This is a genomic window from Streptomyces sp. NPDC026673 (assembly GCF_040638135.1).
Classification (GTDB): Bacteria; Actinomycetota; Actinomycetes; order Streptomycetales; family Streptomycetaceae; genus Actinacidiphila.
The window spans coordinates 135037-157479 of sequence record NZ_JBEZXR010000004.1 but is presented as its reverse complement, the minus strand read 5'-3'; the positions used below and the strand labels follow the sequence as shown (position 1 = coordinate 157479).

Sequence of the window (22443 nt, the reverse complement as noted above, 5' to 3'; positions counted from 1 at the left end):
GGCGCGGTGCTCGGCGAGAGCGAGGCGGCCTCCTCGTCAGGATGACGTGCGGTCAGGCCGTGGCCGTTTCGGGCTCCGACCTTGGCTCGGCAGCCTCGCCCGCCGTCGCGCCCGCCGGAGGCGCGACAGGGGTGTAGAAGACGCTGCCCTGCTTCCGCTCCCGCTCGGCCAGCCCCTTGGCGACCAGGGACTCAAGGGCGTTGCGCATCACCGGAGCGCTCGGTGTCGCGCGGTCGGGGAAGCGCTTCGCCACGGCATCGACGAACTCGCTGACCATGCGCGGTTCGGCGACCGCGCCCAGGACGTCGGCGACGAGGCTGCGCAACGTGGGTTCCTCGCCGCGTGCCGCCGGAGGTGCGGCGGGCTTCGCCTCCCGGCCGCGCCGGGACGCCGCCGCCTTCTTCGCGGGCTTGCGGGCCCGCGGTGGGGCGGCCGGCTTGCGGCCGCGCGGACGCGGCACGGCCCGAGGCTCCTCCGCTCCCGCGTCTGTTTCCGCTTCCGGTTCCGCTGTGGTTTCCATCGTGGTTTCCGGCGCCGCTTCCCCGGCCCCGTCGGTGGCCGGTGCCTCATCCGCCGGGTCCTCGTGCCCGCCCGCGCCGGTAGCACTGGTGACCGTGCCCCGCAGCCGGGTCAGCCACTCCCGTTCCTGTTCCAGCCGGGCCAAGTGGGCCTGCAGTTCCGCCAGGTGCGCGCGGAGCTTTTCCTGTTCGTTGGCGTTGCTCTCCAGGTCCTCTGCGAGACGCGTCGCATACCGGTCCTGAATGGTGGTGTTGTTGGACACGACAGCCGCTTCCTCGTGAATTGGGTGTTGCTGCCGGATAGTACCCACCTGCGTGCCGGTGTGCGTGGTCGCCGGGCCCCGGCGACCCCCATCGGGAATATGTTCCGGAGCGCTCCCGGGCCTGTACGGCAGGCCGGTTGTGCCCCGTTCCGGAGTCCGGAAGTCCGCCGGCCGGGAGGTGACATCGTCACCCGGTGGTGAACGCCGTGCGGCCGGCGGCGGATCGCCGCCGGCCGCACGGGCCGTGAGCCGGACCTCAGCCGGCGTGGACGCCGTAGGCGCGGATGACGGTCTGGTCCACCAGGTCACCGGCGGTGTCCTGGGCCTGGACGCGCAGGGAGACGTAACCGGTGCCCTTGGATGCGGACTTGGGGTCGATCAGTGCCTTCCAGGCGCCGGTGCCCTCGTGCGACAACCGCGTGACCTTGGTCCAGTGGGCGCCGTCGTCGTAGGAGACCCACGCCTGCATGCGGTCGATCCGCGGACCCTTCAGGCCGTCCTGGTGCCGGGCCTTCAGGGACACGGCCGTCGGACCGGTGGCCCGGACCTTGTTGCCGCCGTCCACGGGAACCCCGTAGTCCAGCTGGATCAGGGGCAGCAGGGTGCTCTTCTGCGTGGTCCTCGACGAGAAACGCCAACTGGTGTCGGTCGAGGTGGAGACCTGCCACTCCGGTCCGGCGGGCCGGCTGGTCCGCACTTGGAGGCGGTAGTCTCCGCCACCCGTCACGGGAAGGTCGCCCCACGGGCTGCGCTGCTCGGCGACCAGCTTCCCGTCCTGGTAAAGACGGGTGTTCACCTGGTCGTTGTACTCGGCGAAGGAGTAGTGGCCGTCACTGTCGGAGAACTCCGGGATCCTCAGGGAGAGGGTGTCCCCCTTGCGGACCGAGGCGAATCCCTCGACGCCCTTCGGCGCTGCCGGCCGGATCACCGAGCGGTACCAGTTCTCGTTCCGCGATTCCCCGGGAGCGTACTGCTCGAATCCGGCCATCATCCCGTTGGTGAACAGCGGCTCGAAGCTCCACGGAATCGTGTGGCTGACGCGGTGCAGCCACACGGTGTCATCGGCGCTGACGGTCTCGGTGCGCGTCGACGGCACCTTCACCCACGACTGCCCCTCCATGGTGACGTCGGTGGTCTGCCACGGACGCCAGGAGAAGCGCTGCTCCATGTGCCACTCGGAGTCGCCGGGGCGGTGGTAGCGGCTCTTGACCGTGGCGGTCGGGAGCCGGTCGACGCGGTACAGCAGCTTCCCCGGCACCCGGTCGCGCTGGACGAGCATCACGTCGTACTGGTACGGACTCGCGGAGACGAGCGACCACGAGATCCGCACCTCGCCCCGGGACAGCAGCTCGGACAGGGCCTTTCCGTGGTCCCGGCTGATGAGCGCGCTCATGACCGGGAGCCGCTCGCCCTGGGGGGTCCAGGGCTGCCAGGCGGCCCCGGGGAACGGGGACTTCATCAGGATCGCGGCGGCTCCGCCCTCGCCGACCCCGGCCACATTCGAGAATCCGAACTCGCCGGGGTCGACCAGCGCGATCTTGCCGCGCAGGTCCTTGCCGGCCAGCTCCTCCTTCGTGCCGGTTCCCACGTCCACGAGGGGGAGACGGCGAGTGCCGTCCGGCAGGGGAGAGTTGACCAGGGGGGTGGCGTAGAGCTCTGGCGCGTTCCGGCCGAGCACCTTGACGTTCAGCCGCGGCGGGGTGAGCTGCCACCGCGAGTAGGCCTCGAAGGAGCCGTTGGCGGGCTTGTCCGTCGGCGTGACGTACAGGGTCTTCATGGTGCTGTACGCGACCACGCTGGTGGAGATGTCCCTGCCGGCGAAGGCCCGGTGGACGCCGTAGTGCACCATGCCCTGCGACTCGGCCGGCTTCGGGGTGCGGATGTCGACCTTGACGGCCTTCCGGGGGTCCACCACCAGGGTCATGTCCCCGGTGACCTTCAACTCGGGCCGGATGACAAGGCTGTTGTCGTCACCGATGGCGTCCGTGCCCTCAGCGAGCGCCGCGAAGAAGTACGTGTCCTCCGGCAGCCGGAAGGACACGCTCTCGCCGTGCATTTGCGGCAGGAAGCTCCCGATGGTGTCCCACCTGGAGTCGCTGCCGTAGAACTGGAACCACGTGACCGGGTGCGGGCCCTTGCCGGAGCGGTCGAGGCCCGTGAGCGTGATGGTCCGCAGGGCGCCCTGGACCGTCAGGGCGACGGCGGTCCGGAGCCTGACCGAACCGTCGGCGCCGGTGGCGGTGAGGTGGCCGGTGAAGCGGCCGCGGGTGTCGGCGGCGGGCGTCGCGGTGACGGGCACGGTGGCCGTCGCGCCCGGGGCGACGGTGACCGTCGACGAGCCGGCCGCGAACATTCCGGCGGGTGCCGCGGTGCCGTCGGCGCCCCTGACGTCCAGCGACAGGGACAGCCGGACCTCGGAGCGGGAGTCGTTGGTGTAGGTCACCTTCCCGTTCACGGGGCCCTGGTCGGGCTGGGTGACCCCCAGGTTGAGGGTGCCGGTGGCGTGGACGGCCTGGGCGGAGGCACGTGCGACGTCCATCCTGCCGCTGCCCTGCGCGTCCACGGCCGCGTTCTGAACGGCCTTGGCGGTGCCGACCAGGGCGTCCTTGATCCGGCCGGGCGTCCAGTCCGGGTGCTGCTGGGCCAGGAGCGCCGCGGCGCCCGCGACGTGGGGCGTGGCCATGGAGGTTCCGGACGCGGAGGTGTACAGCTCGTCCACGGGGGTCCCCATGGCGGTGCCCTGGGCGCGGGCGGCCACGATGTCCACACCCGGCGCGGTGACCTCGGGCTTCACCCGGTACGCGGCGTCCACGGGGCCTCGGCTGGAGAAGCCCGCCAGGGTGTCCTCGTGGTCCACGGCACCCACGGTCAGCGCCCGCTCGGCGACACCGGGGGAGCCCACGGTGCCCGATCCGGGGCCCTCGTTGCCGGCGGCGACGACGAAGAGGGTGCCGGTCTCCTCGGTCAGCCGGTCGACGGCGGCGGCCATCGGATCGTCCTCCTGGACGGCTCCGCCCAGGCTCAGGTTGACCACCGAGGCGCCGGAGCGGGCGGCCCACTCCATGCCGGCCATGATCCAGGACTCCTGGCCGTACCCTTCGTCGTTGAGGACCTTGCCGATGACGAGTTCGGCGTCGGGTGCCACACCCTTGCGGGTGCCGCCCGATCCCGCTCCGCTGCCGGCGACGGTGGCGGCGACGTGGGTTCCGTGGCCGAACCGGTCGGCGATACCCTCGCCCTCGGCGAAGTTGCGGCCCTCGGTGATCCTGCCGCGCAGGTCCGGGTGGTCGGCGTCCGCGCCGGTGTCGAGCACGGCCACCTTGACGCCCTTGCCGGTGTATCCGGACTTCCAGACCTCCGGTGCCCCGATCTGCGCCACGCTCCGGTCAAGGTCGGCCGTGACCTTTCCGTCCAGCCACACCTTGTCGATGTTCCCGGCGAGCCGCGGGGTCCCTGCCCGGCCCTGCCTCGACGGTGCGGTGGCGGCCTTCCAGAAGTCGGTCAGGTCGGCCTTGCGGGCGCTCAGCGAGGCACCGTGCACGCTGTTGAGGACGGCCGTACGGCGCGTGCCCGCGGGGGCGTTCTGCGTCCTGAGCGAATCGACGGCATCGCCGTAGGAGACGATCAGCGGGAGCTGCGCGGCGTGGGCGTCGTCGTAGCCCTGCTCGATGAGTGACGTGACGTCGAAGAGGCTGCGGTCGAGCCGGCCCGAGGCCACGTAGGGCAGCGCCGACGCGGGCATCACATGGAGCCGTCCGTCGACCTCCCGGGTGCTGAACGACTCGTGCTCGTTGCCGGCGGCCGGTTTCACGGTCGCCGCCTGCCGGCCGCCCGCGAACCGCTGGACGTTCACGACATCGCCGGTCACGAGGGTGACGGTCCACTGCGCGGTGACCGCGCGGCCGTCGAAGGTGCCGGGTTTGGCGGCCGCCGCCGGCTTCGGGGCCGTGCCATACGCGTGGGTCGGCACGGCTGTTGTGAGCGTGACGACGGCCGTCGCGGCGGCTGCGGCCACGGTTGCCCGCGTGGACCACGGGGTTGTGCCCCTGCCCGCCGCGGTGGTTGGTATGAATCTCATGGCGGGTGATCTTGGAACGCCGTGTGACGGCCGGTCAATGACATGTGCACGGGGCATGTTTGTTTGAGCAAACAGGTATAGGGTGGAGCTGATGGCCCGTGCCCGGAGCCGCGCCGCGCGTCCCGTCGTGTGATCCCGGCGACGGGACGGCCGCCGCGTCGCCCGGCACGGGAAGGCGACGGCCGGGCGGGTCAAGGTGACTGGTCGTACGGCCCGCAGGGCGTTCCGCCGGCTACCCGCCGTCTCTCCGGCGGGCGTTCCGAAGGCGCCGACTCGCCTCCGCGCGCTCCCGGCTCACGCCGTGGGCCACGTACCGAGTGCACGGGCCAGGCGATCGCCGTGCTCTGCGGAGATGCCCTGGGCCAGTTGTATGCCGCAGCGCGGGCTCATACGCCCGTCGCAGCGGAGGATCCCGGGGGAGTGGGGCCGGTCGCCGGAGAGCGGTGAGACCCCTGGAAGCGTCCATGCCGCCGGATTCCACAAAGGGTGATCGGCGAGGAGGGCCCGCGCCAACCCGGCCGTGTCACCTGCCGGGACGCCTGCCTGCGTGAGAGCGTCGCCCACGATGCCGGCGGCCTCGGCGGGCAGGTCCGCGTCGCCGAGCACGGGCAGCAGGAGCAGCAGACGGGCGGCCTCCGCGTGGACGCCGGGCGCGTCCGGGTCGGGGGTGCCCGCGATGTGCGCGAGCTCCCGCCAGGACAGCCCCGGGCCCGCCTGGTGGCCGTCGAGGGTGGCCAGGTGGCCGTGCCGTCCCCACTCGGGATGGGTGACGAGGTACTCCGTTCCGGGGTCGTCGGGAAAGTTGCGGCCGAGGACCGCGGCGGTGTGACCATCCGCGAAGGGGATCCGGAAGACCGGCCACCGATCCTCGTCGTTCAGGGCCTCGTACGCCGCGTCGAGATCCGCCTCGGCGACGCCGAACCACTCCGCGTCGGCATCGCCTTCCTCGGTCTCGCACATCCACGACAGGTAGGCCGCCCAGAATCCCGGGAGCGCCAGGAGGTCCTCCGCTGCCACGAGGGGGTCGTTCTCGTATCCGTCGATCAGCACGTGCCGAGCATCCCATCCGGGTCCGACAACCGGCCCACCACCCGGGAGACCTCCTGCCGGGCCCACCGAAGTGCACGCGTGAGTACGTCCGGTGGGGTCAGCCCTGGAGGAGCTTCGCGACGCCTTCTCCCGCCCGTTCGGCCGCGGTGTAGAGGGCCCGGATCTTCAGCAGAAGGTCCACCAGGGACGCCGCGTAGCCCTCCGGGACGTCGCCGTTCCGGAAGGTGCCGGCGATCGTGTCCGCGTGGCCGGCGACCGCGCGCCCGATGTCCAGGGAGGACAGAAAGCGTGCCGCGATCGCCACTTCCTCCGGGGGAAGGTAGAAGCAGGCCGTGCCCATGTCGTCGTCACCCAGGAGATCGCCCATCGTGATGGCGAGGTCGCCGACCTCCTCGGGATCGTCCGCGAGCAGGATCCGTTCGAGGATCTGCCAGTCCCGGCCCAGGGGGCATTCCTCGTCCGCGTCCGCCCCGCCGCCTGGCCCGGAGAACCGGGAGAGGGCCCACGCGAAGCCCTTCTCCGCGTCGAGCGGACGCATCCTCCGCAGCGTCAAGTCCACACGCGATCCCTTCGACGAGCCCGACCCGGCCTCATCCGGGGAGCGGCCGGGGCACGGAACGGCGCGACTGCTGTGGCCCGCTCGTCGGCCAGGACCGGTCATGGCCGCGGGAGTCGCGGCTGCCTGTCTACCCCGGCCGCCGGCGAGCCGTCCAGTGATCCCGTGCGGCCGCCCGCGGACAGGTCGGCGGTGCGCTCGTGCCGGAGCGTCAGGCGGGTGCGGAGTGGCGCGTCCCGGGACCACTGCGAGGTTCGCGGGGTGCCGGGCCGGGCGTGTTACGGATGGCGACGCAGGCGATGTCGTCGTTGAGTTCGCCGTTGCCGTGGTGCAGGAGGGCCTGGTGGAGACGGCTCAGGAACACGCGCGGCGAGGTGCTGCCGGTCTGCCGCGTCCAGGCGGTGAGGGGGAAGAACGCACCGGCCGGGTCACGGGTCTCGCTGACGCCGTCGGTGTAGAGGAACAGCAGGTCACCGGGTTCGAAGGGGACCTGGTCGACGTGGTATTCGGAGCCGAGCAGGGCGGCCAGGTTGACCGGCGGCGAAGGGGCGACGGGGTCGATGGCCCGGGTGCGCCCTCCGTGGACGAGCAGGGCCGGCGGGTGCCCGCAGCTGAGGACAAAGGCGTGGGTGGCGGCGGGTGGGATTTCGACGAGGACGGCCGTGGCGAAGCGCTCGCAGTCGTCGTCGGCGGGAACCGCGGCCGTGTAGCGGGTGACGGTGGTGTCCAGGCGGCGTGCGAGGTGTGCCAGGTCGGGGGCGTCGTAGGCGGCTTCGTGGAAGGAGCCGAGGATGGCGGCCGAGACCCCGACGGCGCGCAGGCCCTTGCCGCGGACGTCGCCGAGGATGAGCCGCAGGCCGTGGGAGGTGTCGGCCGCGGCGTAGAAGTCGCCGCCGATGCGGGCCTGGGGTGCGGCGGCGAGGTAGATGGTCGAGATCTCGAGGTTCCTGATGCGGTCGGGGACCGGCCTGAGGAGGACTTCCTGGGTGGCGTCGGCGACGGCGCGGACCTGGGCGAGGGTGTGTTCGCGCTGCAGGCGCAGATGGCTGGCGTAGGCGGCCGCCAGGGTGACGGCACCGATGGCGCCCGCCGTGTACAGGGCGGACATGTCGGAGAAGGCCAGGGCGTAGCCGATGACCGGGAGCAGGCAGATCACGCCGAGGGCGAGGGTCGCCCGCACGGACCAGACCGACGCGGCGAGCGCGGGCGCCGCCGGCAGCAGCCGGGTGAACGGGACGTCCTGGGGGGTGAGGATCGCCAGGACGCCGATCACGGCGGTCAGGGCGATGGGGGACAGGAGCACGGGGTCCCGTCTGCGCAGGTTCGACCATGTCGCCCGATAGCTGCCCAAAGCGCTCATAGCCGGATCGTAAGGGATCCTTGATCGACTTCCGGGCGATGGTGCCGCCCCGGCTGCGTCCGCCGTCCCGGCGAGCGAGGGCTCCGCCGCGCCGTTTCCGCGGCCTCGGCGCCCGGGCCTCGGCGCGACGTCCCGGGGCGATCCGCTCGTCCGCCGACGTGGGTCCGGCCCCGGCCGGGAGACGGCCCGGGGCGGACCCACGTCGCAGCCCGGGTCACTGCACGAAGTGGCCGGGGCCGACGACCTTCCACTGCTGGGCGTGCGGGTCCTTGATCGAGGCGTAGGGGGCCTTGAAGACCAGCACCTCCTCCGTGGAGCGCTTGATGGTCCAGAGTTCGGGGGTCCTGGTCGACCGGTCCCAGGCGATGGCCTGGCCCTCCACGTCGGGGAGCTTGACGGTGGCCACCCAGCGAAGGTCCGAGCCCTCGGACGGGATGTCCATCACATAGGCCTCGTCGTAGTCGTGGCCCGTGATCCACAGCCGGCCGTCGGGGCCCCACGAGCCGCCGGAGTTGCTCATCGGCCTGACCTTGTCGAGGAGTTCCTGCGGCAGCGTCCAGGACTCCACGACCTGGAAGCGGTCGTCGAGCTTGACGATCTGGGTGTTGTCGGTCTTTCCGTACGGCTCCGTCGAGCCCGCGGGCGGCTTGTCGTAGTTGGCGAAGGCCGCCCACCACGCTCCGTCGTGCCGGTCCAGCCAGGTCAGCGAGCCGCGGTAGATGCCGAAGCTGAACGTGTCGATGTGCTTCATCGTCCGGGTGTCGAACACCTCGACGGAGCTCTTCTCGGGCGTGACGTTGTAGTTCGAGGTCGCCGCGTACAGCTTGTCACCGACCACGGTGGCGCTGTCCATATGGATGATCGGGCCGTCGCTGTCTCCGACGAACTGGAGGAGCGGCTTGCCCGTCGCCTTGTCATGCTTGGTGATGGTCTGGTTGTTGACGGCGTAGAAGTACTTCCGGTCGACCGCGACACCCTGCCGCGCGTCGAAGGCGGCGAAGGAGCGCTGGAGGTCGGCCGTGTACTCCACGGGAGCCGATGCGGCCGTCTTGGCTCCGGTGGGGGCCGTGGCCTCCGCGGACCCGAGGCCGGCGGTCACCGTGAGGGCGGCCGCCGCCAGGCAGGCGGCCACCGCTGAGGCGATCTTGGTCCGTACGCGCATGGTTCCCCTTGGCGAGTGGAGTGGCAGAGGGCGGGACCGGGCCGCGGGATCCCGCGCTCCGGCCGACGGATACGACCCTGACGCGCGGGACGATCTTCCCCGGAAATGCCGGACGAGCGGCGGGCGAGCGACCGGTGAACCGCAGGCGCGCGCGGCGGGGTGAGGAGTGTGGTCGCGAGCCGACCGGCTGCGAGGCGACCGGCCGCGTGCCAACACGCCTCCGTGGCGGATCCGTTGTGCGCTGCCATCGCGGGTGCCGCCTCACGGCTCGCTGCGGCGGGATCCGCTGCCGCGGCGGCGCGGGTACGCCGGCCGCCGTCCCCCGCGGGACGAACCGGTAGTCGGCGAGGCGTTGCCGCGCAGGGCTGTCACAAACGGGGAGGCCGACTTGTCCTCACTGCGCACAGTCCCTTTTTGGAGGAACACATGAGCGCTGAGCACACACACCTGCCCCCGGGCGTCGAGGTGATCTCGGTCCTGCCGGAGGCGGCGGGTCGCATTCCGGCGGGCGCCGAGGCCAGGACCATCCGGGTCACCCTGCCGCCCGGCGACGCCGGCGCGCCGCCGCACCGACACCCCGGGCCGCTGTTCGGTTACGTGACCCAGGGCGAGATCCTCTTCGAGCTCGAGGGGGAGCCGCCCCGGGTGCTCAAGGCCGGCGACGCCCTGTTCGAGCCCGGAGGCGACGTGATCCACTACCTGGGCGCCAACAACCTCTCGGACGCGCAGTCGCAGCTGGTGGTGACGATGTTCGCCGCTCCCGGCACTCCGGTCCTGACCGTGGTCAGCGCGGAGGAGCTGGCCGAGCGGCGGCACCTGCGGTACACCCAGCCGTAACGACCACCGCTCGTCCGGATCGCTCCTTCCGCCCCGGCCGGGCGGCGGCCTGCCGCCCCCGGGAAGGCTGACGAGGCCCTCGGCTCGCGACGACCGCATGGTGGGACCGGGACGAGTCCGGTCCCGGCGACGGAGCCGCCGAGCAGGCCGGGCCGGTACCGTACCCGCTCCCCGCGGGTGCGGGCCGGTCCGGCCTGCTCTATTCCCGTGATCTTCCCGGCTCGGTCACGCACCGGGCGGTACTCAGCCGACCAGCCGTTTGCGCCAGTCCAGCGGTGTGACCGTGACGGCATTCCCGGGGTCGCCGTCCCACTCCGTGGGCAGCCCGGCCGCCTCGAGAGCGGCGACGACCTCCCGGCCGATCGCCGCCGTCGTGTCGGACGAACCGTCGAAGCCCCCGAAGAGGAGCATCAGTCCCCGCCCGGCCGCCGCCGAGTCCGTGCACTGGGCGTGGAAGTAGACGAAGCCGCGGGCATCGGGCGGGCCCGCCGGGCCGATCTCGGACTCACCGCACGAGCGGCAGCAGGAGAAGTTCTCCCGGGCCGTGATGCCCGCCGCCTCCAATGCCGCGAATGCCCGGGTGAGACGTTCCGGGTCCGTCTCGCCCTCCCAGCGGGTCTGCTCCGCCACGCGCTCCAGCCACATCCGGTCGGCCAGTTCGCCCGCCTGCTCGGGGGAGACCGGCCGCCGCTTCCCGGAGACGAGATACTCCTCCGCGACCTTTGCCAGCTCCGCCCGAGTGGCGTATCCGCCGACCAGGACCTCGCGTACGCGTGCCTCCAGAAGGGCGCGGTCGGAGTCGTCGAGCTTCAACGGGCGCACGCGCTTGGGGGCCTTGAGCTTGAGCCGGGCCCAGGCGAGCCCGTCGTCCCAGCCCTTCTCGCGGCCGGCCCAGCCGGTCATCGCCGCCACCACGGGTTCCGGCGAGTCGAGGAACACCTGGAAGTGGCGGTCGTGCGCGCCGTCGCGGTGCTCCAGTTGGTATTCCTCCCCGGCACGGTGCCACACCTGGATGTAGACGTCGGGGAGGTCGGGTATCCGCTGGACGATCAGGAACAGGTCCCCCGGGCCCCCGATCGCCTCGACCAGTTCCGCGAGTTCGTGCGCGGAGGGGCGGACGTGCCGCCGCCCGCTCTCCTGGTGCACCGTGATGGGAAGCATGCGGCAACCCTGGCACGGGACGGCGCCCGGCGGCCATGGTTCTTCGGGCGGCCCCTCCCACCACGCAGGACGGGACAGCGCGGAGCGATACTCGTCCTGTGGACTGGTTCGAGAAGGCCCGGGCAGCGGAACGACTCCAAGACTGGGACGAGGCCATCGCGTTGGTCGGCGCCCATGCCGAGTGCTACTCCACCGACTACCTGATGCACGACAACCATCTGTGGCACATGGATCTGCTCGCGAGTGCGGCGCGGTTCACCGAACTCACGGAGCTCGCTCTCTCGGACGTCCACGCACGTCGGCGACTCAACAGGGCGCTTCGCGATCAAGGGATGGAGGCAGTTCTGCGCGACCGCGCCAAAGATGGCGACCGTGACGCTCTGTACGTCCTCGTTCGGCTGCTGTGCGAGACCGATCGGGTCCAGGAGGCTGATCAGGTCATCCAGGATTTCGGCCGGGAGGATCAGTACGCGCACGAGATCGCAACCGGCTTTCGATCGCCACCAGGCGGTGCGCGGTAGCGCTCGGCGCCGTGCCCTGTCCGACCTATCGGGAGGGGGTTCGTGGAGCGCGCCGGTCGGTTGCCACGCTGTGGTGCGGCCCCCGACGTCGATCGCGGCGAGGACGCCGAGCTGCCCGGTCTTGCACACGGTGATCACCGGGCGGTCCGTCCTGCCGGACGAACACGGTGTAGCCGGGGAGGCGTCCGGTACCAGGTCGTACCGGTCACCAGATGTCCGGACATCTGAATTGCAAGGTGAAACTCAGGGGTACACTGGCTTACCGCCCCGTACGACGCCGGGCACATACGGCACGCGGTACGCGGCGCGACGTGTGAGGAGGACCGTGGCAACCGAACGGCAGTGGGCGGGCCCCGCCGGTGACGAACCGGCCTGCTCCATCGAGCGCAGCCTGCAGGTCCTCGGTGAGCGCTGGTCGCTCCTGGTGCTCCGCGAGATCTTCGCCGGCCGGCACCGGTTCGCCGAGATCCAGGCTTCCCTGGGTATCGCGTCCAACCTGCTCAGCGCCAGGCTGAAGCTGCTCGTCGAGACCGGGGTTCTCCGCACGGAGACATATCGGGACCCGGGCAGCAGGCCGCGGCAGAGCTACCACCTGACGGAGGCGGGGCGGGAGCTGCGGGTGGTGCTGACCGCGCTCCAGCAGTGGGGCGACCACCACCGCCCGCGCCCCTCCGGCCCCTCCGCGCTCCGGCGGACCCGGTCCTCCGGGCTTCCCGTCCACGTTGGCTTCATCGACGACCAAGGCCGGGAAGTGCCCGCCGCGGACGTGGTCATCGTCACGGACACGGCGGCCGCCACCTGAGCGAACCGGCCGGCCGTGGTGGCGCCCCGCCGCCGTCGACGTGCTGCCCGTCCCGTCGGTGACCGCGGCCGGTGACCGCCCGGGCACCTGCGCGGTGGGGATGCCCGGTGGGTTCAGTCGTCGAGCAGATCGGCGAGGTGCGCGCCGAAACGGTTCTCCAGGTCGCCTTCCTGCTGCATTCCGCGCTGGAAGAGCGCGGCGACCCGCTGCCGGGTCTCGGGCCAGCCGAGGGCGGCGGCGAAGGCGTTGCGGCCGTCGAGGAGGCTGTCGGTGGTCGGCAGGGTGACCTGGTTGACGAGGTTCTTCGCCGCCTCGATCGGGCGCTGGTCGAAGGAGGCCAGACGGCGTGCGAGCGTGTCGACGAACGCGTCCAGCTCGGCGTCGGGAAGGGACCGGTTGATCCAGCCGTAGCGCTCGGCGGTGTCGGCGTCGAAGTCGTCGGCGCCGAGGATGATCTCCAGGGCCCGGCCGCGGCCGGTGAGCAGGGGCAGTCGCTCCGTACCGCCGCCGCCGGGGATGACGCCAGCGCCGACCTCGGGCTGGCCGAGTACGGCGTTGTCGCGGGACGCGAAACGCATGTCGCAGGCGAGGACGAATTCGCTGCCGATGCCGCGGGCGCGGCCGCGGATCTTGGCGATGCTCACCACGGGTGACCTGGTGAGGCGGACGAAGGTGTCCATGGGGATGGGCAGTCCGGCACGGCCGGTGGTCCTGCTGATGCCCGCCGACTTGCCGGACATGTCGAAGTGGGCGAGGTAGAAGTCGAGGTTCGCGCTCTCGAACACGACGACGCGGAGTTCCGGACTGTCGTCCATCCGGGCGAGCAGGTCCTGCAGTCCTTCGAGCACGGTGTGGTCGACCACGTTGAGGGGCGGGTTGTCGAACACGACCCGCCAGTAGGCGGGCGTCTCCTCGATGACGCGCAGGGGCGCGGCTGATTCGGTCATGCATGCATGGTAGACGCTGGATTTAGATGTGCAAGCTAGGTGCTGTGTCAGGCGCGTCGCCCGCGCCCCGCCGGGCGGGCCGCGGGCACCTGCAGCACCGGACGTACGAGATGTACGGCACCCTCAAATCGCCCTCTGAACCGGGTGCCCGCACGCTTCGACCGCCCCCGGTGGCGGGCACGTTCCCCGCAGGGACACGGGGGTGACGTCATGGACGACGGAACGGACGTTCGGCTGGAACCGCACGAGGTCGCGCTGCTGCGCGGCGGGCCCCGCGCCGCCGTGACGGTGGCCGTGGTGGCGCTGCATCTGCGCGGCGCCGTGGAGTCGGGCCGCCCGGGCACCCTGATCAAGGTGGGGAGCCCGGACTCGGCGGACCCGGCGCTGTACCGGCATCCGCTGGAGAAGGCGGTGCGCATCGGGCTGTACCGGCCGGCGGGGATGAGGGAGCTGCTCGCCCGGGCGGTCGTGGGCAGGGCGCTGGCCCGGATGCGGGCGGAGCTGGCCGCGGCCGGGCTGCTGCGCCCCCTGCGGGCCCGTCCGAGCCGGGACGCCCGCCGCCACCTGGATGCCCTGCGGCGGCGGACACCGCTGCCCGGGGGACCGGACGGGCTCGCGGAGGGGGAGGTCCTGCTCGCCGTCGCCCTCTACGGGGATCCGGCGCTGACCGCACTCGTCCCGGGCTTCACCAGCCGGGCCGGGCTGACCGGCCGGGGAGCGGTCGCGGACGAGGGGCTCTTCCCCTTCGGCAGAAGCGAATTCCTTCGCTGGCGCACCGACTTCCCGGACTCCGGCAACACCGGCGACTCCGGTGACACCTCGTACGGTGGTGCGGGCCACGGCGACCACGCGGGCGGCGGCTTCGGCTGCGGCGGAGGCGGGGGAGGCGGTTCGGACTGACGGCGGCAAGCGGTCGGCCGGGACGGTTCACCGCCCGGGCCGGACCGGCCCGGGCGGTGGGTCGCCGTGGTCAGAAGCCGAGCGACTTCGTGGTGTAGGCGCACTCGGTGTAGATGTACCCGGACCTGAGCGTGGCCTTGTCGGACGCGGGGGAGGATCCGTCGGACGCGGTGGACTTGTGGAGGAAGTACGTGGTGCCCACGGGCAGGCGGATCGTCCGCTGGGGATAGTTCTTCCCGCTGTCCTGGCAGGGCTTGAATCCGAGCAGACTGGGCTCCAGAAGGGAGTACGAGGTACAGCTGCCGCACGCCTTCAGGGTGATGCTTCCGGTGACCGGGCCGGTGTAGAGCACCGTGATGGGATGGGGGCTGTCGTTCTTGATCGTCACCGAGATGCTGCCGCCGGAGGCCAGCGTGGGCAGGCGCTTGCCCGCCGCGGGGATCTCGTCCGCGATCTCCGACGCGATGACGAACTTCTTGGCCAGCGCCCGGTGCCCGTCGCTCTTGTTGTCGGTGACGAACTGCTTCATCGTCTCCCGCGCCTCGGCGAAGTCGCCGTCCTTGTACTGGTCGACCCCGCAGGTGTAGACACCCGAGCCGGCGCTCTTCGCCGCCCGGTCGGCGTGCCCGCCGATGGTCCCGGTGACGTCCGCGCTGCCTCCCCGCAGCCCCCCGACCTGGGTGCCGAGGGTACGCAGACGTTCGACGGCGGAGCAGGGATCGGAACCCCGCACGGCCCGGGCGGCCTTGTCCACGGCCGAGCCGACGGCCGGTGCGACCCTCGTCGCCTGCGCCGAGTCGGGGAAGGCGGTCAGGAGTTCGCCGAAGGATCCCGTCCAGTCGGCGTCGCCGTCGGCCAGCCGCTCCGCGCCGCACTCGTAGAGGGAGGTGGCCAGCCGGTCGTCGGGCCACGCGGCCAGCGAACCGAGCTCCTTCTCGCCCACGGTGTCCGGAAGCGTGCGCAGATACTCCAGGGCGGGGATCGCGGCGCAGTAGTCCCGCTGGTCGTAGGCGGCGCCGACCGTCGCGTAGTAGGTCTTCAGCCGGTCGGGCACCTTTTCGGCTGCCCGTGATCCCGGATGGCCGGATCTGATGTCGCGGTAGTCGCGCAGCGCCCTGCGGTAGCCCGCCTCGGCCGTGCCGAAGGGCTCGCCCTCTCCGTCGCGGACGAGGCGGTCGGCCCGGTCGAGACGGTCCAGGAGCATCTTCTCGTTCGCCTCGTCCCGCGCCATGTCGTACAGCACCACACCGCCGGCCGGCACGGCCAGCAGCACCAGGCCGAGGCCGATGGCGACGGCGGACGCCGCCGGCCACACCAGCCGGGTCCGCAGACCGGCCCGCGCGCCGTGGACCGCCACGACCGCCAGGAAGACCAGGTAGGCCACGAGCAGGCCAGTGGGCACACCGTCCGGGTCGGCGGGCAGTGCCACCAGCAGCAGTGATCCGGTCGCCAGCCAGCACACGACCATCAGGAGCCGGCGCCGCACCAGGGCGTAACCCAGGCCGAGACCGGTGAGGTTGAGCAGGGCCACCGCCGCCGCCCGCAGGCCGTCCGGCGGCGCGGGCGGCGGGGCGGAGGGCATGGGCGGGACGACGAAACCGTAGGGATGACCGTGCGGTGCCTCGGACATGGCGGATCCCCCCGTCGACAATGTCCCCATACCTGCAACTTGTCAGTGTACGGACGGAAGTCTCGCCTCGACAGCGAGTTCGACGGCGGAATCGGGCCAATGGCCGGCAGCCATGCGACGGCTTGCCGGGGTGCTCCCGCCCGCAGCCCCGCGCAGTCCGCATCGCCAACCCACCGGCATCGTCAATAGTGTGACAACATTCGCGATGAGCGGTGTCGCAGTGTGGACATGGCGTGTTTGTGTCACCGAAGAAGGTGGCAGGTCGGAGCAGTTTGGCGCATGCTTCCGGACGGGCGGTGAACCACGAGTATGCGGAAAGGTGTTGTTCATGGCGTGGGACCGCCAGACGAAGGTGACACCGAGAGGAACGATGTTGCGTTCCCGAGGGGCGCGCGGGTGTGCAGGCCGGCACTCCGGGTCGGTGCCGATCGCATGCGTGGCAACACCGTTGACCGCCGTTGAAGCCGGTGGCGATCCCGTGCCTCGCCCCCTGGACCGCCCGCGCCGTCGCTGACACCTTCCCGCCGCACCCGGCTCGACACGCCCCGCATCGGGGGCACCTGCCTGCCGAGCCCGGACACCTGATGCCGTACGCCGGTCCTCCCGCATGTCGCGGACGAGGCGTGCGGGATCCGCGTGTTCGCCATGCCCGCTCACACACACCGTTCCCGGACACGCCAGACGCAGGGACGACAGAAAGGTGTACACACCAATGAGACGGATCCGCCTTTGGGCGGTGATATCGATGTCGGCAGTGGTGGCGACGGGTGCGATCACGCCCGTCGCCGCCCAGTCCCCGCGGGGGACCGAGGCACGCACGCCGGCACCGCACGACCGCACGAGCACCGTGCGGTTGATCACCGGTGACCTGGTCACCGTCGGCGACACGGCGAACGGCAAGAAGTCGGCCTCGGTGCAGCGCGCACCGGGCCGCGAGAACGTCCTGTTCCAGATCACCGAAAAGGACGGCGCCCTGACGGTCATGCCCTCCGACGCGGCGATGCTGGTCCTCACGGAGCGGCTGGACAAGGGGCTCTTCGACGTCACGGGCCTCATCGCCCAGGGATACGACGAGGCCCACACCGACGCCCTGCCCTTGATCATGTCCGCGCCCAAGGGCTCGGCACGGTCGGCGGCCAAGCGGGCGGACGCACTCGCCGACTTCCACGAGGGCTCCGCCGAGCCACGGCGACTGCCGAGCATCGACGCCCAGGCACTGCGCGTCGCCGACCAGGACCTGGCCTCCTTCTGGAAGAAGCTCGCACCTGCGGCGGGCGCGTCCGTCGCGAGCGCGGCGGCCGGGACTCCGAAGATCTGGCTGGACCGCAAGGTGCGTCCCACGCTGGACCGCAGCACCGCGCAGATCAACGCGCCGGCCGCGTGGGCGGCCGGACACCACGGCAAGGGCGTCAAGGTCGCGGTCCTGGACACCGGGGCCGACCAGAGCCATCCCGACCTCGCAGGTCGCGTGATCGACGCGAAGGACTTCTCCGAGAGCGGCTCGACCGAGGACCGCCAGGGGCACGGCACGCACGTCGCCGCCACCGTCGCCGGCAGCGGCGCCGCCTCGGGCGGCCTGCGCAAGGGTGTCGCGCCCGGTGCCGACCTGCTGATCGGCAAGGTGCTCGGCGACAACGGCTCCGGCTCGTTCTCCGGGATCATCGCGGGTATGGAGTGGGCCGCGGCCCAGGGTGCCAAGGTCGTCAACATGAGCCTGGGCGCAGACATGGAGACCGACGGCACCGACCCCATGAGCCTGGCGCTCAACGAGATCTCCCGCAGCAGCGGCTCGCTCTTCGTCGTCGCCGCCGGCAACAGCGGCACCAGGGGCGAGATGACGGTCGGGTCGCCCGGTGCGGCCGATGCCGCCCTCACCGTCGGCGCCGTCGACCGCGATGACTCGCTGGCCTCCTTCTCCAGCCGCGGCCCGCGTCTCGGCGACAAGGCGGCCAAGCCGGACATCACGGCTCCGGGTGTCGGAATCGTCGCCGCGCGCGCCGCCGGGACGCAACTGGGCGCCCCGGTCGGCGACCACTACGTCGAGTTGAGCGGTACCTCGATGGCCACGCCTCACGTGGCCGGTGCGGCCGCTCTGCTCGCAGGGCAGCACCCCGACTGGACGGGCGAGCAACTCAAAGACGCGCTGATCAGCACGTCCCACACGGTGTCCGGCCAGAAGACGACCGAGCAGGGCGGCGGCCGCGTCGACGTCAAGGCGGCGTTCACCGCCCCTGTCACCTCCACTGGCACGATCGTCCTCGGCCCGTTCGACAGGGACGGATCCCCGGTGGAGCGGGCCGGAGTGCTCCGCTACACCAACCACTCCGACGCTGAGGTCTCGCTGAACCTGCGTGCCGCACTGGCCACCAAGAGTGGCAGAGAGCTCCCCGCGCAGGCGCTGACGCTGGGCGCGGACCCGGTCCGGCTCGCCCCGGGGGCGACCGCGGAGGTGCCGGTCGGCATCGACCCCACGAAGGCCGGCCGCGGCTCCTACTACGGCTACGTCACCGCCACGTCCGCCGACGGCGTGTCGGTCCACACCACCGTCAGCCTGTGGGTGCGCTCCCCGATGCACAAGCTCACCGTCGAGGTCCACGACCCGGCCGGCGACCCCCCGTACTGGAGCGCGTGGCAGGTCTTCGGAGGGGACACGGACATCCGGTTCACCAGCTTCAGCCCTCTGGCCGCCGAGGTCGAGGAGGGCACCTACCAGGTCGCCAGCGCGGCGGAGCAGCGGACCGCCACCGGCGTGCGGCTCTTCCAGGTCGTGGAGCCCGAGGTGAAGGTCACCAAGGACATGACCGTGACCCTGGACGCGCGTGAGGCCGAACTGGTGCGTGTGCAGACGCCCGAGCCCGCCGTGCGGCGCAATGACCTGTCGTACTCGCTGTACCGGAAGATCGACGGGACGGCGTCGGAGCTGACCATCCGTTACGCGGGCGGCGCCGAGGCGGTGGACCTGTACGTGACGCCCACGCGCAAGGTCACCGAGGGCGAGTTCGAGTTCAACACCCGCTGGGAGATGACGGCACCTCAGATCAGGACCGAGGTCCGCGGCGCGGACATCGGCCTGACGCCGTACTACATCCATGGGTCCATCCCGTTCGACTCCGAGGGGGAGCGGCTCACCGCCGTGGACGTGGGTACCAGGGAGAACCTGGACCTGCGGCCCGGCACCGTGCGGGGCAAGCTCGCCGTGATCCGCGACGAGGCCACGGAGAACGTTTTCGAGCTCGCGGAGACGGCTGCGCAGGCGGGCGCCAAGGGCGTCATGTTCGTCCTGCCCGAGTGGAGGACGGCCTGGACCGAATGGGAGCCGTGGTACGTGCGCTCCGCCATCCCCGTATTCCAGGTGGGGAGCGCGGCCGGCGGCGCGGAGCTGCTGCGGTACATGAAGAACCACCAGGCCGTCGTCGACATCTCCGGGACGGTCGAGAGCCCGTACCTGTACGACATCAGGGCGATCTGGCCGCAGCAGATCCCGCAGGACCCGACGTACACCGTCTCGGACCGCAACACCGCGCGGGTGAAGGCGTCCTACACGGACAACGGCGCGCTGGATTGGACCGGCGAACAGCGCTTCAGCTGGCGTCCCCACCAGATGTACAGCTGGGAGACCTCTCGCTGGGTGCCGACGGGTAAGCCGCGCACCGAGTACGTCACCTCCGGGGACACGCAGTGGATGCACTACGTCAATTTCATGACCGCCGAGTACGCGGACTACCCGATGACGTCGGGCCTGCGGGACGCCCCCCGCACCTTCGGGGCGGGCGAGAAGGTGAAGGAGGAGTGGTACAAGGCCGTGGTACGGCCGTCCATCCCGCGCGGCTGGAGCCGTCCCTCCGTCCGCAACGGTGACGCCCTTCGCCTGGCGATACCGGAGTTCACCGACGCGAGCCACTGGGGCCGCAAGCAGGCCCCCTCGCCGTGGGGAGTCCGGACACCGGGGACGATGGACATTCCGACCTACCCCCACGGTGACACCGTGGCGGCCGTTCTCTACCGCGACGGCAAGAAGGTCAGCGAGGCCGCAGGCGCCTGGGGGAACTTCCACGTCCCCGCCGGAGAGGCCGACTACCGCCTGGACCTGACCACCGAGCGCAAGACCGAGTACTGGCAGACCGGTACGAAGACCGCCACGTCCTGGACGTTCCGTTCGGACACCGCGGCGAAGGACGTACTGCTGCCCTTGCTCCAGGTCGACTACGGGGTCCCGGCCGACCTGCGGAACACGGTCAAGGGTGGCAAGCGTCACGACCTGGACCTGACGGTGCGTCACCAGGACGGGCTCGCCGCCCCCGCCGGGACCAAGCTCGAGGTCGAGGTGTCCTTCGACGACGGCAAGACCTGGAAGGGCCAGGTCCGGACCAAGGACCGCGGCCACAACAGGTTCACCGCCACCATCGAGCGGCCGGGCGACCACCGGCAGGGCGCGTACGTGACCCTGCGGGTCACCGCCTCCGACAAGGCGGGCAACACGGTGCGGCAGACCGTGGAGCGGGCGTACCTGCTCGGAAAGTGAGCACGTGAGCACGTGAGCACGTGAACGGGTGCCTCCGCGGGATCCCCGCGGAGGCACCCGCCTTCTCGTCCGGCGCGGTTCGGTTCGGCCATCCGGTGGGGGGACCGGATGTCAGTGCCCGGTGCGAGACTGTCCGCATGATCGAACCGGACCCGAAGGCGGACCTCCTCCGTTATCTGCAGGACGCGCGTGACGCCCTGCTCTGGAAGCTCGACGGGCTTTCGGAGTACGACGTCCGCCGCCCCCTGACGCCCACGGGAACGAATCTGCTGGGGCTGGTCAAACACGTCGCCGGCGTGGAACTGGGGTATCTCGGCGACACGTTCGGACGGCCGTTCTTCGGTGCGGAGCGGCCGCCGTGGTGGTACACGGAGGACGCGGAACCCAACGCGGACATGTGGGCCACCGCGGACGAGTCGCGCGATGGGATCGTCGGGCTGTACCGCCGGGCGTGGGAGCACTCCGACAGCACGATCGCGGCGCTGCCGCTCGACGCGATAGGCCATGTCCCGTGGTGGCCGGAGGAACGACGGGAGACGACGCTGCACCACGTCCTGGTCAGGGTGCTCTCCGACACCCAGCGGCACGCGGGCCATGCCGACATCGTGCGGGAGATCGTCGACGGAAGCGTCGGGCTGTCGAAGAGCGGCGACAGCATGGCGGTGGGCGATCAGACGTGGTGGGAGGGGTATCGGGGCCGGCTGGAGCGAGCGGCGCGGGAGGCCGACGACCGCCACGGCGTCTGAGGCCGGCCCCGGGAAGGTGCCGCCACGGCTGCGCCGGCTCCACGGCCCACCCCGGTTGCGCCGGGTCCGGATTCGCCCGGGCCCATGAGCCCGGCGGCAGGACCGGCCGATCCCCGCCCGCCGGCCTCGCGGCCCGCCGGCTCCGAGGCCCCGCGCGGAGTCAGCGCGGTTCTCCCCCACCGGCCGCCTTCCGCAGCAACGCGGCCGCCCCATCGGCGAGTTCGCGAACCACGTCGGCGGCGGAGTCGATGCGTGTGACGGCGCCGACCGCCTCACCCGCGTAAAGGGGCATGGCGTCCAGGTGGCCCGTCGTGGTGCGGGTCGGGCAAACGGGGCTGGACGCCGGAAGCCGGACGGTCACGCCGCCGAGCACCGCCTCGCCGGCGATGGTGTCGGTCAGCGTGCGCGCGCGTTCGACGCAGTCCGCCAGGACCCGGTGCGGCGCGTTCGGCCATGAGGCCGAGAACTGCGTGGTGAGGACGGTGTCGCCGCCGGCGGCCCGGACCAGGGCGAGCTTGTACCGCTGATGCGCGTCGGCCTCGTGCGTCGCGACGAACCGCGTTCCGACGCGCGCTCCGTCGGCACCCGCGGCGAGGACCGCGGCGACGGACCGCGCGGTGCCGATGCCGCCGGCCGCGACGACCGGGAGGTCGACCGCCTCCAACACGTCGTCGAGGAGGGGGAGCAGGGGCCTGGTCCCCCTGACGTGTCCGCCTGCCTCCCTGCCCTGTACGACGAGGAAGTCGCACCCGGCGTCGACCGCCGCGCGGGCCTCCTCGACCGAGCCGACCTGCCAGGCGACCAGCGCCCCGCCGCGCGCCGCCCGCGTGACGAGGCGCGGGGAAGGCTCCGCGTAGAAGAACTCGACGACGCGCATCCGCTCCGCGGCGACGTCGACGCAACGCTCGTCCTCGAGCAGCGGCAGGATGAAGTTGATCCCGACCGGACGCGCGACGCGTGCCCGCACCGCGTCGAGCAGTTCGGTGAGGACCGCCGGCGGTACCAGGGGATAGCCGACCATGCCGAGGCCACCCGCCCCGGAGACCGCGCCGGCCAGGTCCACTCCGCTCACCCAGCCCATGCCGGCCAGCTGGATGGGGAGGGAGCAGCCGACGAGTTCCGTGAATCGGGTGCGCAGGGGTACGGGTGCGGTCGCCATGCGCCGATGCAAGCGGCGGTGGCCGCTCGGGCGCCACCGCGACGCGGGCCCGGGGGCGGCGCGTCACACCAAGGGCCTACACGAACGGGGTCCGCGACCCGCATCGGCGGCGGCGCCCGGCCCGTGGCCGATGGTCGCGGTGGGGCGCCGGCGGCCATCGGCCGAAAGTCGTAGCGGCCCACGAAGAGGTCTGACTTCCGCCCGAAGCGGTGGGGCACAGGGGCTTCATAG

16 protein-coding genes are annotated in these 22443 nt (G+C 71.7%); 6 read left to right on the top strand and 10 right to left on the bottom strand.

Annotation, left to right across the window (positions count from 1 at the left end):
* Positions 1–52: 52 nt before the first annotated feature.
* The 6 genes from AB0F62_RS05130 to AB0F62_RS05105 form a co-directional block, all read right to left on the bottom strand.
* Positions 53–781, bottom strand: a complete 729-nt coding sequence (locus tag AB0F62_RS05130) for a hypothetical protein (RefSeq protein WP_361792310.1) — start codon at positions 779–781, stop codon at positions 53–55.
* Between the two features lie 256 nt (positions 782–1037).
* Positions 1038–4859 (bottom strand): S8 family serine peptidase, encoded by a 3822-nt coding sequence (locus AB0F62_RS05125; RefSeq protein ID WP_361792308.1) that lies wholly within the window; start codon positions 4857–4859, stop codon positions 1038–1040.
* A 294-nt stretch (positions 4860–5153) separates the two neighbouring features.
* Positions 5154–5909: a hypothetical protein gene (locus AB0F62_RS05120; RefSeq protein ID WP_361792306.1), complete on the bottom strand. Its 756-nt coding sequence runs from the start codon at positions 5907–5909 to the stop codon at positions 5154–5156.
* Positions 5910–6006: 97 nt separating this feature from the next.
* Positions 6007–6468, bottom strand: a complete 462-nt coding sequence (locus AB0F62_RS05115) for a hypothetical protein (protein WP_361792304.1) — start codon at positions 6466–6468, stop codon at positions 6007–6009.
* A gap of 208 nt (positions 6469–6676) precedes the next feature.
* On the bottom strand, positions 6677–7825 hold the full coding sequence (locus AB0F62_RS05110; protein WP_361792302.1) for a PP2C family protein-serine/threonine phosphatase: 1149 nt from the start codon (positions 7823–7825) through the stop codon (positions 6677–6679).
* A 214-nt stretch (positions 7826–8039) separates the two neighbouring features.
* On the bottom strand, positions 8040–8987 hold the full coding sequence (locus tag AB0F62_RS05105; RefSeq protein ID WP_361792300.1) for a hypothetical protein: 948 nt from the start codon (positions 8985–8987) through the stop codon (positions 8040–8042).
* A 426-nt stretch (positions 8988–9413) separates the two neighbouring features.
* On the opposite strand from AB0F62_RS05105, the gene AB0F62_RS05100 reads away from it, so the two are divergent.
* Positions 9414–9824 carry a cupin domain-containing protein gene (locus AB0F62_RS05100; protein ID WP_361792298.1) on the top strand — a complete coding sequence of 137 codons (411 nt, stop codon included), beginning with the start codon at positions 9414–9416 and terminating at the stop codon, positions 9822–9824.
* A gap of 243 nt (positions 9825–10067) precedes the next feature.
* Here AB0F62_RS05100 and AB0F62_RS05095 read toward each other — a convergent pair whose 3' ends face one another.
* Positions 10068–10985 (bottom strand): hypothetical protein, encoded by a 918-nt coding sequence (locus AB0F62_RS05095; RefSeq protein WP_361792296.1) that lies wholly within the window; start codon positions 10983–10985, stop codon positions 10068–10070.
* A gap of 98 nt (positions 10986–11083) precedes the next feature.
* Here AB0F62_RS05095 and AB0F62_RS05090 point away from each other — a divergent pair, with 98 nt between their 5' ends.
* The gene (locus AB0F62_RS05090) at positions 11084–11506 is read left to right on the top strand and encodes a hypothetical protein (protein ID WP_361792294.1); all 423 of its coding nucleotides are present in this window, start codon (positions 11084–11086) and stop codon (positions 11504–11506) included.
* Positions 11507–11831: 325 nt separating this feature from the next.
* A complete protein-coding gene (locus AB0F62_RS05085; protein WP_361792292.1) occupies positions 11832–12308 on the top strand; it encodes a helix-turn-helix domain-containing protein in 477 nt (158 codons plus the stop codon).
* A 113-nt stretch (positions 12309–12421) separates the two neighbouring features.
* On the opposite strand, the gene AB0F62_RS05080 is transcribed toward AB0F62_RS05085, so the two are convergent.
* Positions 12422–13255, bottom strand: coding sequence for an enoyl-CoA hydratase/isomerase family protein (locus AB0F62_RS05080; protein WP_361792290.1), 834 nt, complete (start codon positions 13253–13255; stop codon positions 12422–12424).
* Positions 13256–13465: 210 nt separating this feature from the next.
* Here AB0F62_RS05080 and AB0F62_RS05075 point away from each other — a divergent pair, with 210 nt between their 5' ends.
* Entirely contained in the window at positions 13466–14155 is a 690-nt protein-coding gene (locus AB0F62_RS05075) for a TIGR04222 domain-containing membrane protein (protein ID WP_361792288.1), read from the top strand.
* A gap of 70 nt (positions 14156–14225) precedes the next feature.
* Here the strand turns inward: AB0F62_RS05075 and AB0F62_RS05070 are convergent, their stop codons facing one another.
* On the bottom strand, positions 14226–15785 hold the full coding sequence (locus AB0F62_RS05070) for a hypothetical protein (RefSeq protein WP_361792286.1): 1560 nt from the start codon (positions 15783–15785) through the stop codon (positions 14226–14228).
* A 745-nt stretch (positions 15786–16530) separates the two neighbouring features.
* On the opposite strand from AB0F62_RS05070, the gene AB0F62_RS05065 reads away from it, so the two are divergent.
* Both AB0F62_RS05065 and AB0F62_RS05060 read left to right on the top strand, forming a co-directional pair.
* Positions 16531–20307: a S8 family serine peptidase gene (locus AB0F62_RS05065; protein ID WP_361792284.1), complete on the top strand. Its 3777-nt coding sequence runs from the start codon at positions 16531–16533 to the stop codon at positions 20305–20307.
* A 137-nt stretch (positions 20308–20444) separates the two neighbouring features.
* The gene (locus AB0F62_RS05060; RefSeq protein WP_361792282.1) at positions 20445–21053 is read left to right on the top strand and encodes a DinB family protein; all 609 of its coding nucleotides are present in this window, start codon (positions 20445–20447) and stop codon (positions 21051–21053) included.
* Between the two features lie 160 nt (positions 21054–21213).
* Here AB0F62_RS05060 and AB0F62_RS05055 read toward each other — a convergent pair whose 3' ends face one another.
* Complete coding sequence (locus AB0F62_RS05055) at positions 21214–22212, bottom strand: nitronate monooxygenase (protein WP_361792280.1); 999 nt, start codon at positions 22210–22212, stop codon at positions 21214–21216.
* Positions 22213–22443: the final 231 nt, after the last annotated feature.

Excerpts from the sequence above, each read along its gene's own strand:
- AB0F62_RS05125 (WP_361792308.1), bottom strand. The coding sequence starts at position 4,859 with ATGAGATTCATACCAACCACCGCGGCGGGCAGGGGCACAACCCCGTGG.
- AB0F62_RS05110 (WP_361792302.1), bottom strand. The coding sequence starts at position 7,825 with ATGAGCGCTTTGGGCAGCTATCGGGCGACATGGTCGAACCTGCGCAGA.
- AB0F62_RS05105 (WP_361792300.1), bottom strand. The coding sequence starts at position 8,987 with ATGCGCGTACGGACCAAGATCGCCTCAGCGGTGGCCGCCTGCCTGGCG.
- AB0F62_RS05100 (WP_361792298.1), top strand. The coding sequence starts at position 9,414 with ATGAGCGCTGAGCACACACACCTGCCCCCGGGCGTCGAGGTGATCTCG.
- AB0F62_RS05095 (WP_361792296.1), bottom strand. The coding sequence starts at position 10,985 with ATGCTTCCCATCACGGTGCACCAGGAGAGCGGGCGGCGGCACGTCCGC.
- AB0F62_RS05080 (WP_361792290.1), bottom strand. The coding sequence starts at position 13,255 with ATGACCGAATCAGCCGCGCCCCTGCGCGTCATCGAGGAGACGCCCGCC.
- AB0F62_RS05075 (WP_361792288.1), top strand. The coding sequence starts at position 13,466 with ATGGACGACGGAACGGACGTTCGGCTGGAACCGCACGAGGTCGCGCTG.
- AB0F62_RS05070 (WP_361792286.1), bottom strand. The coding sequence starts at position 15,785 with ATGTCCGAGGCACCGCACGGTCATCCCTACGGTTTCGTCGTCCCGCCC.
- AB0F62_RS05065 (WP_361792284.1), top strand. The coding sequence starts at position 16,531 with ATGTCGGCAGTGGTGGCGACGGGTGCGATCACGCCCGTCGCCGCCCAG.
- AB0F62_RS05060 (WP_361792282.1), top strand. The coding sequence starts at position 20,445 with ATGATCGAACCGGACCCGAAGGCGGACCTCCTCCGTTATCTGCAGGAC.
- AB0F62_RS05055 (WP_361792280.1), bottom strand. The coding sequence starts at position 22,212 with ATGGCGACCGCACCCGTACCCCTGCGCACCCGATTCACGGAACTCGTC.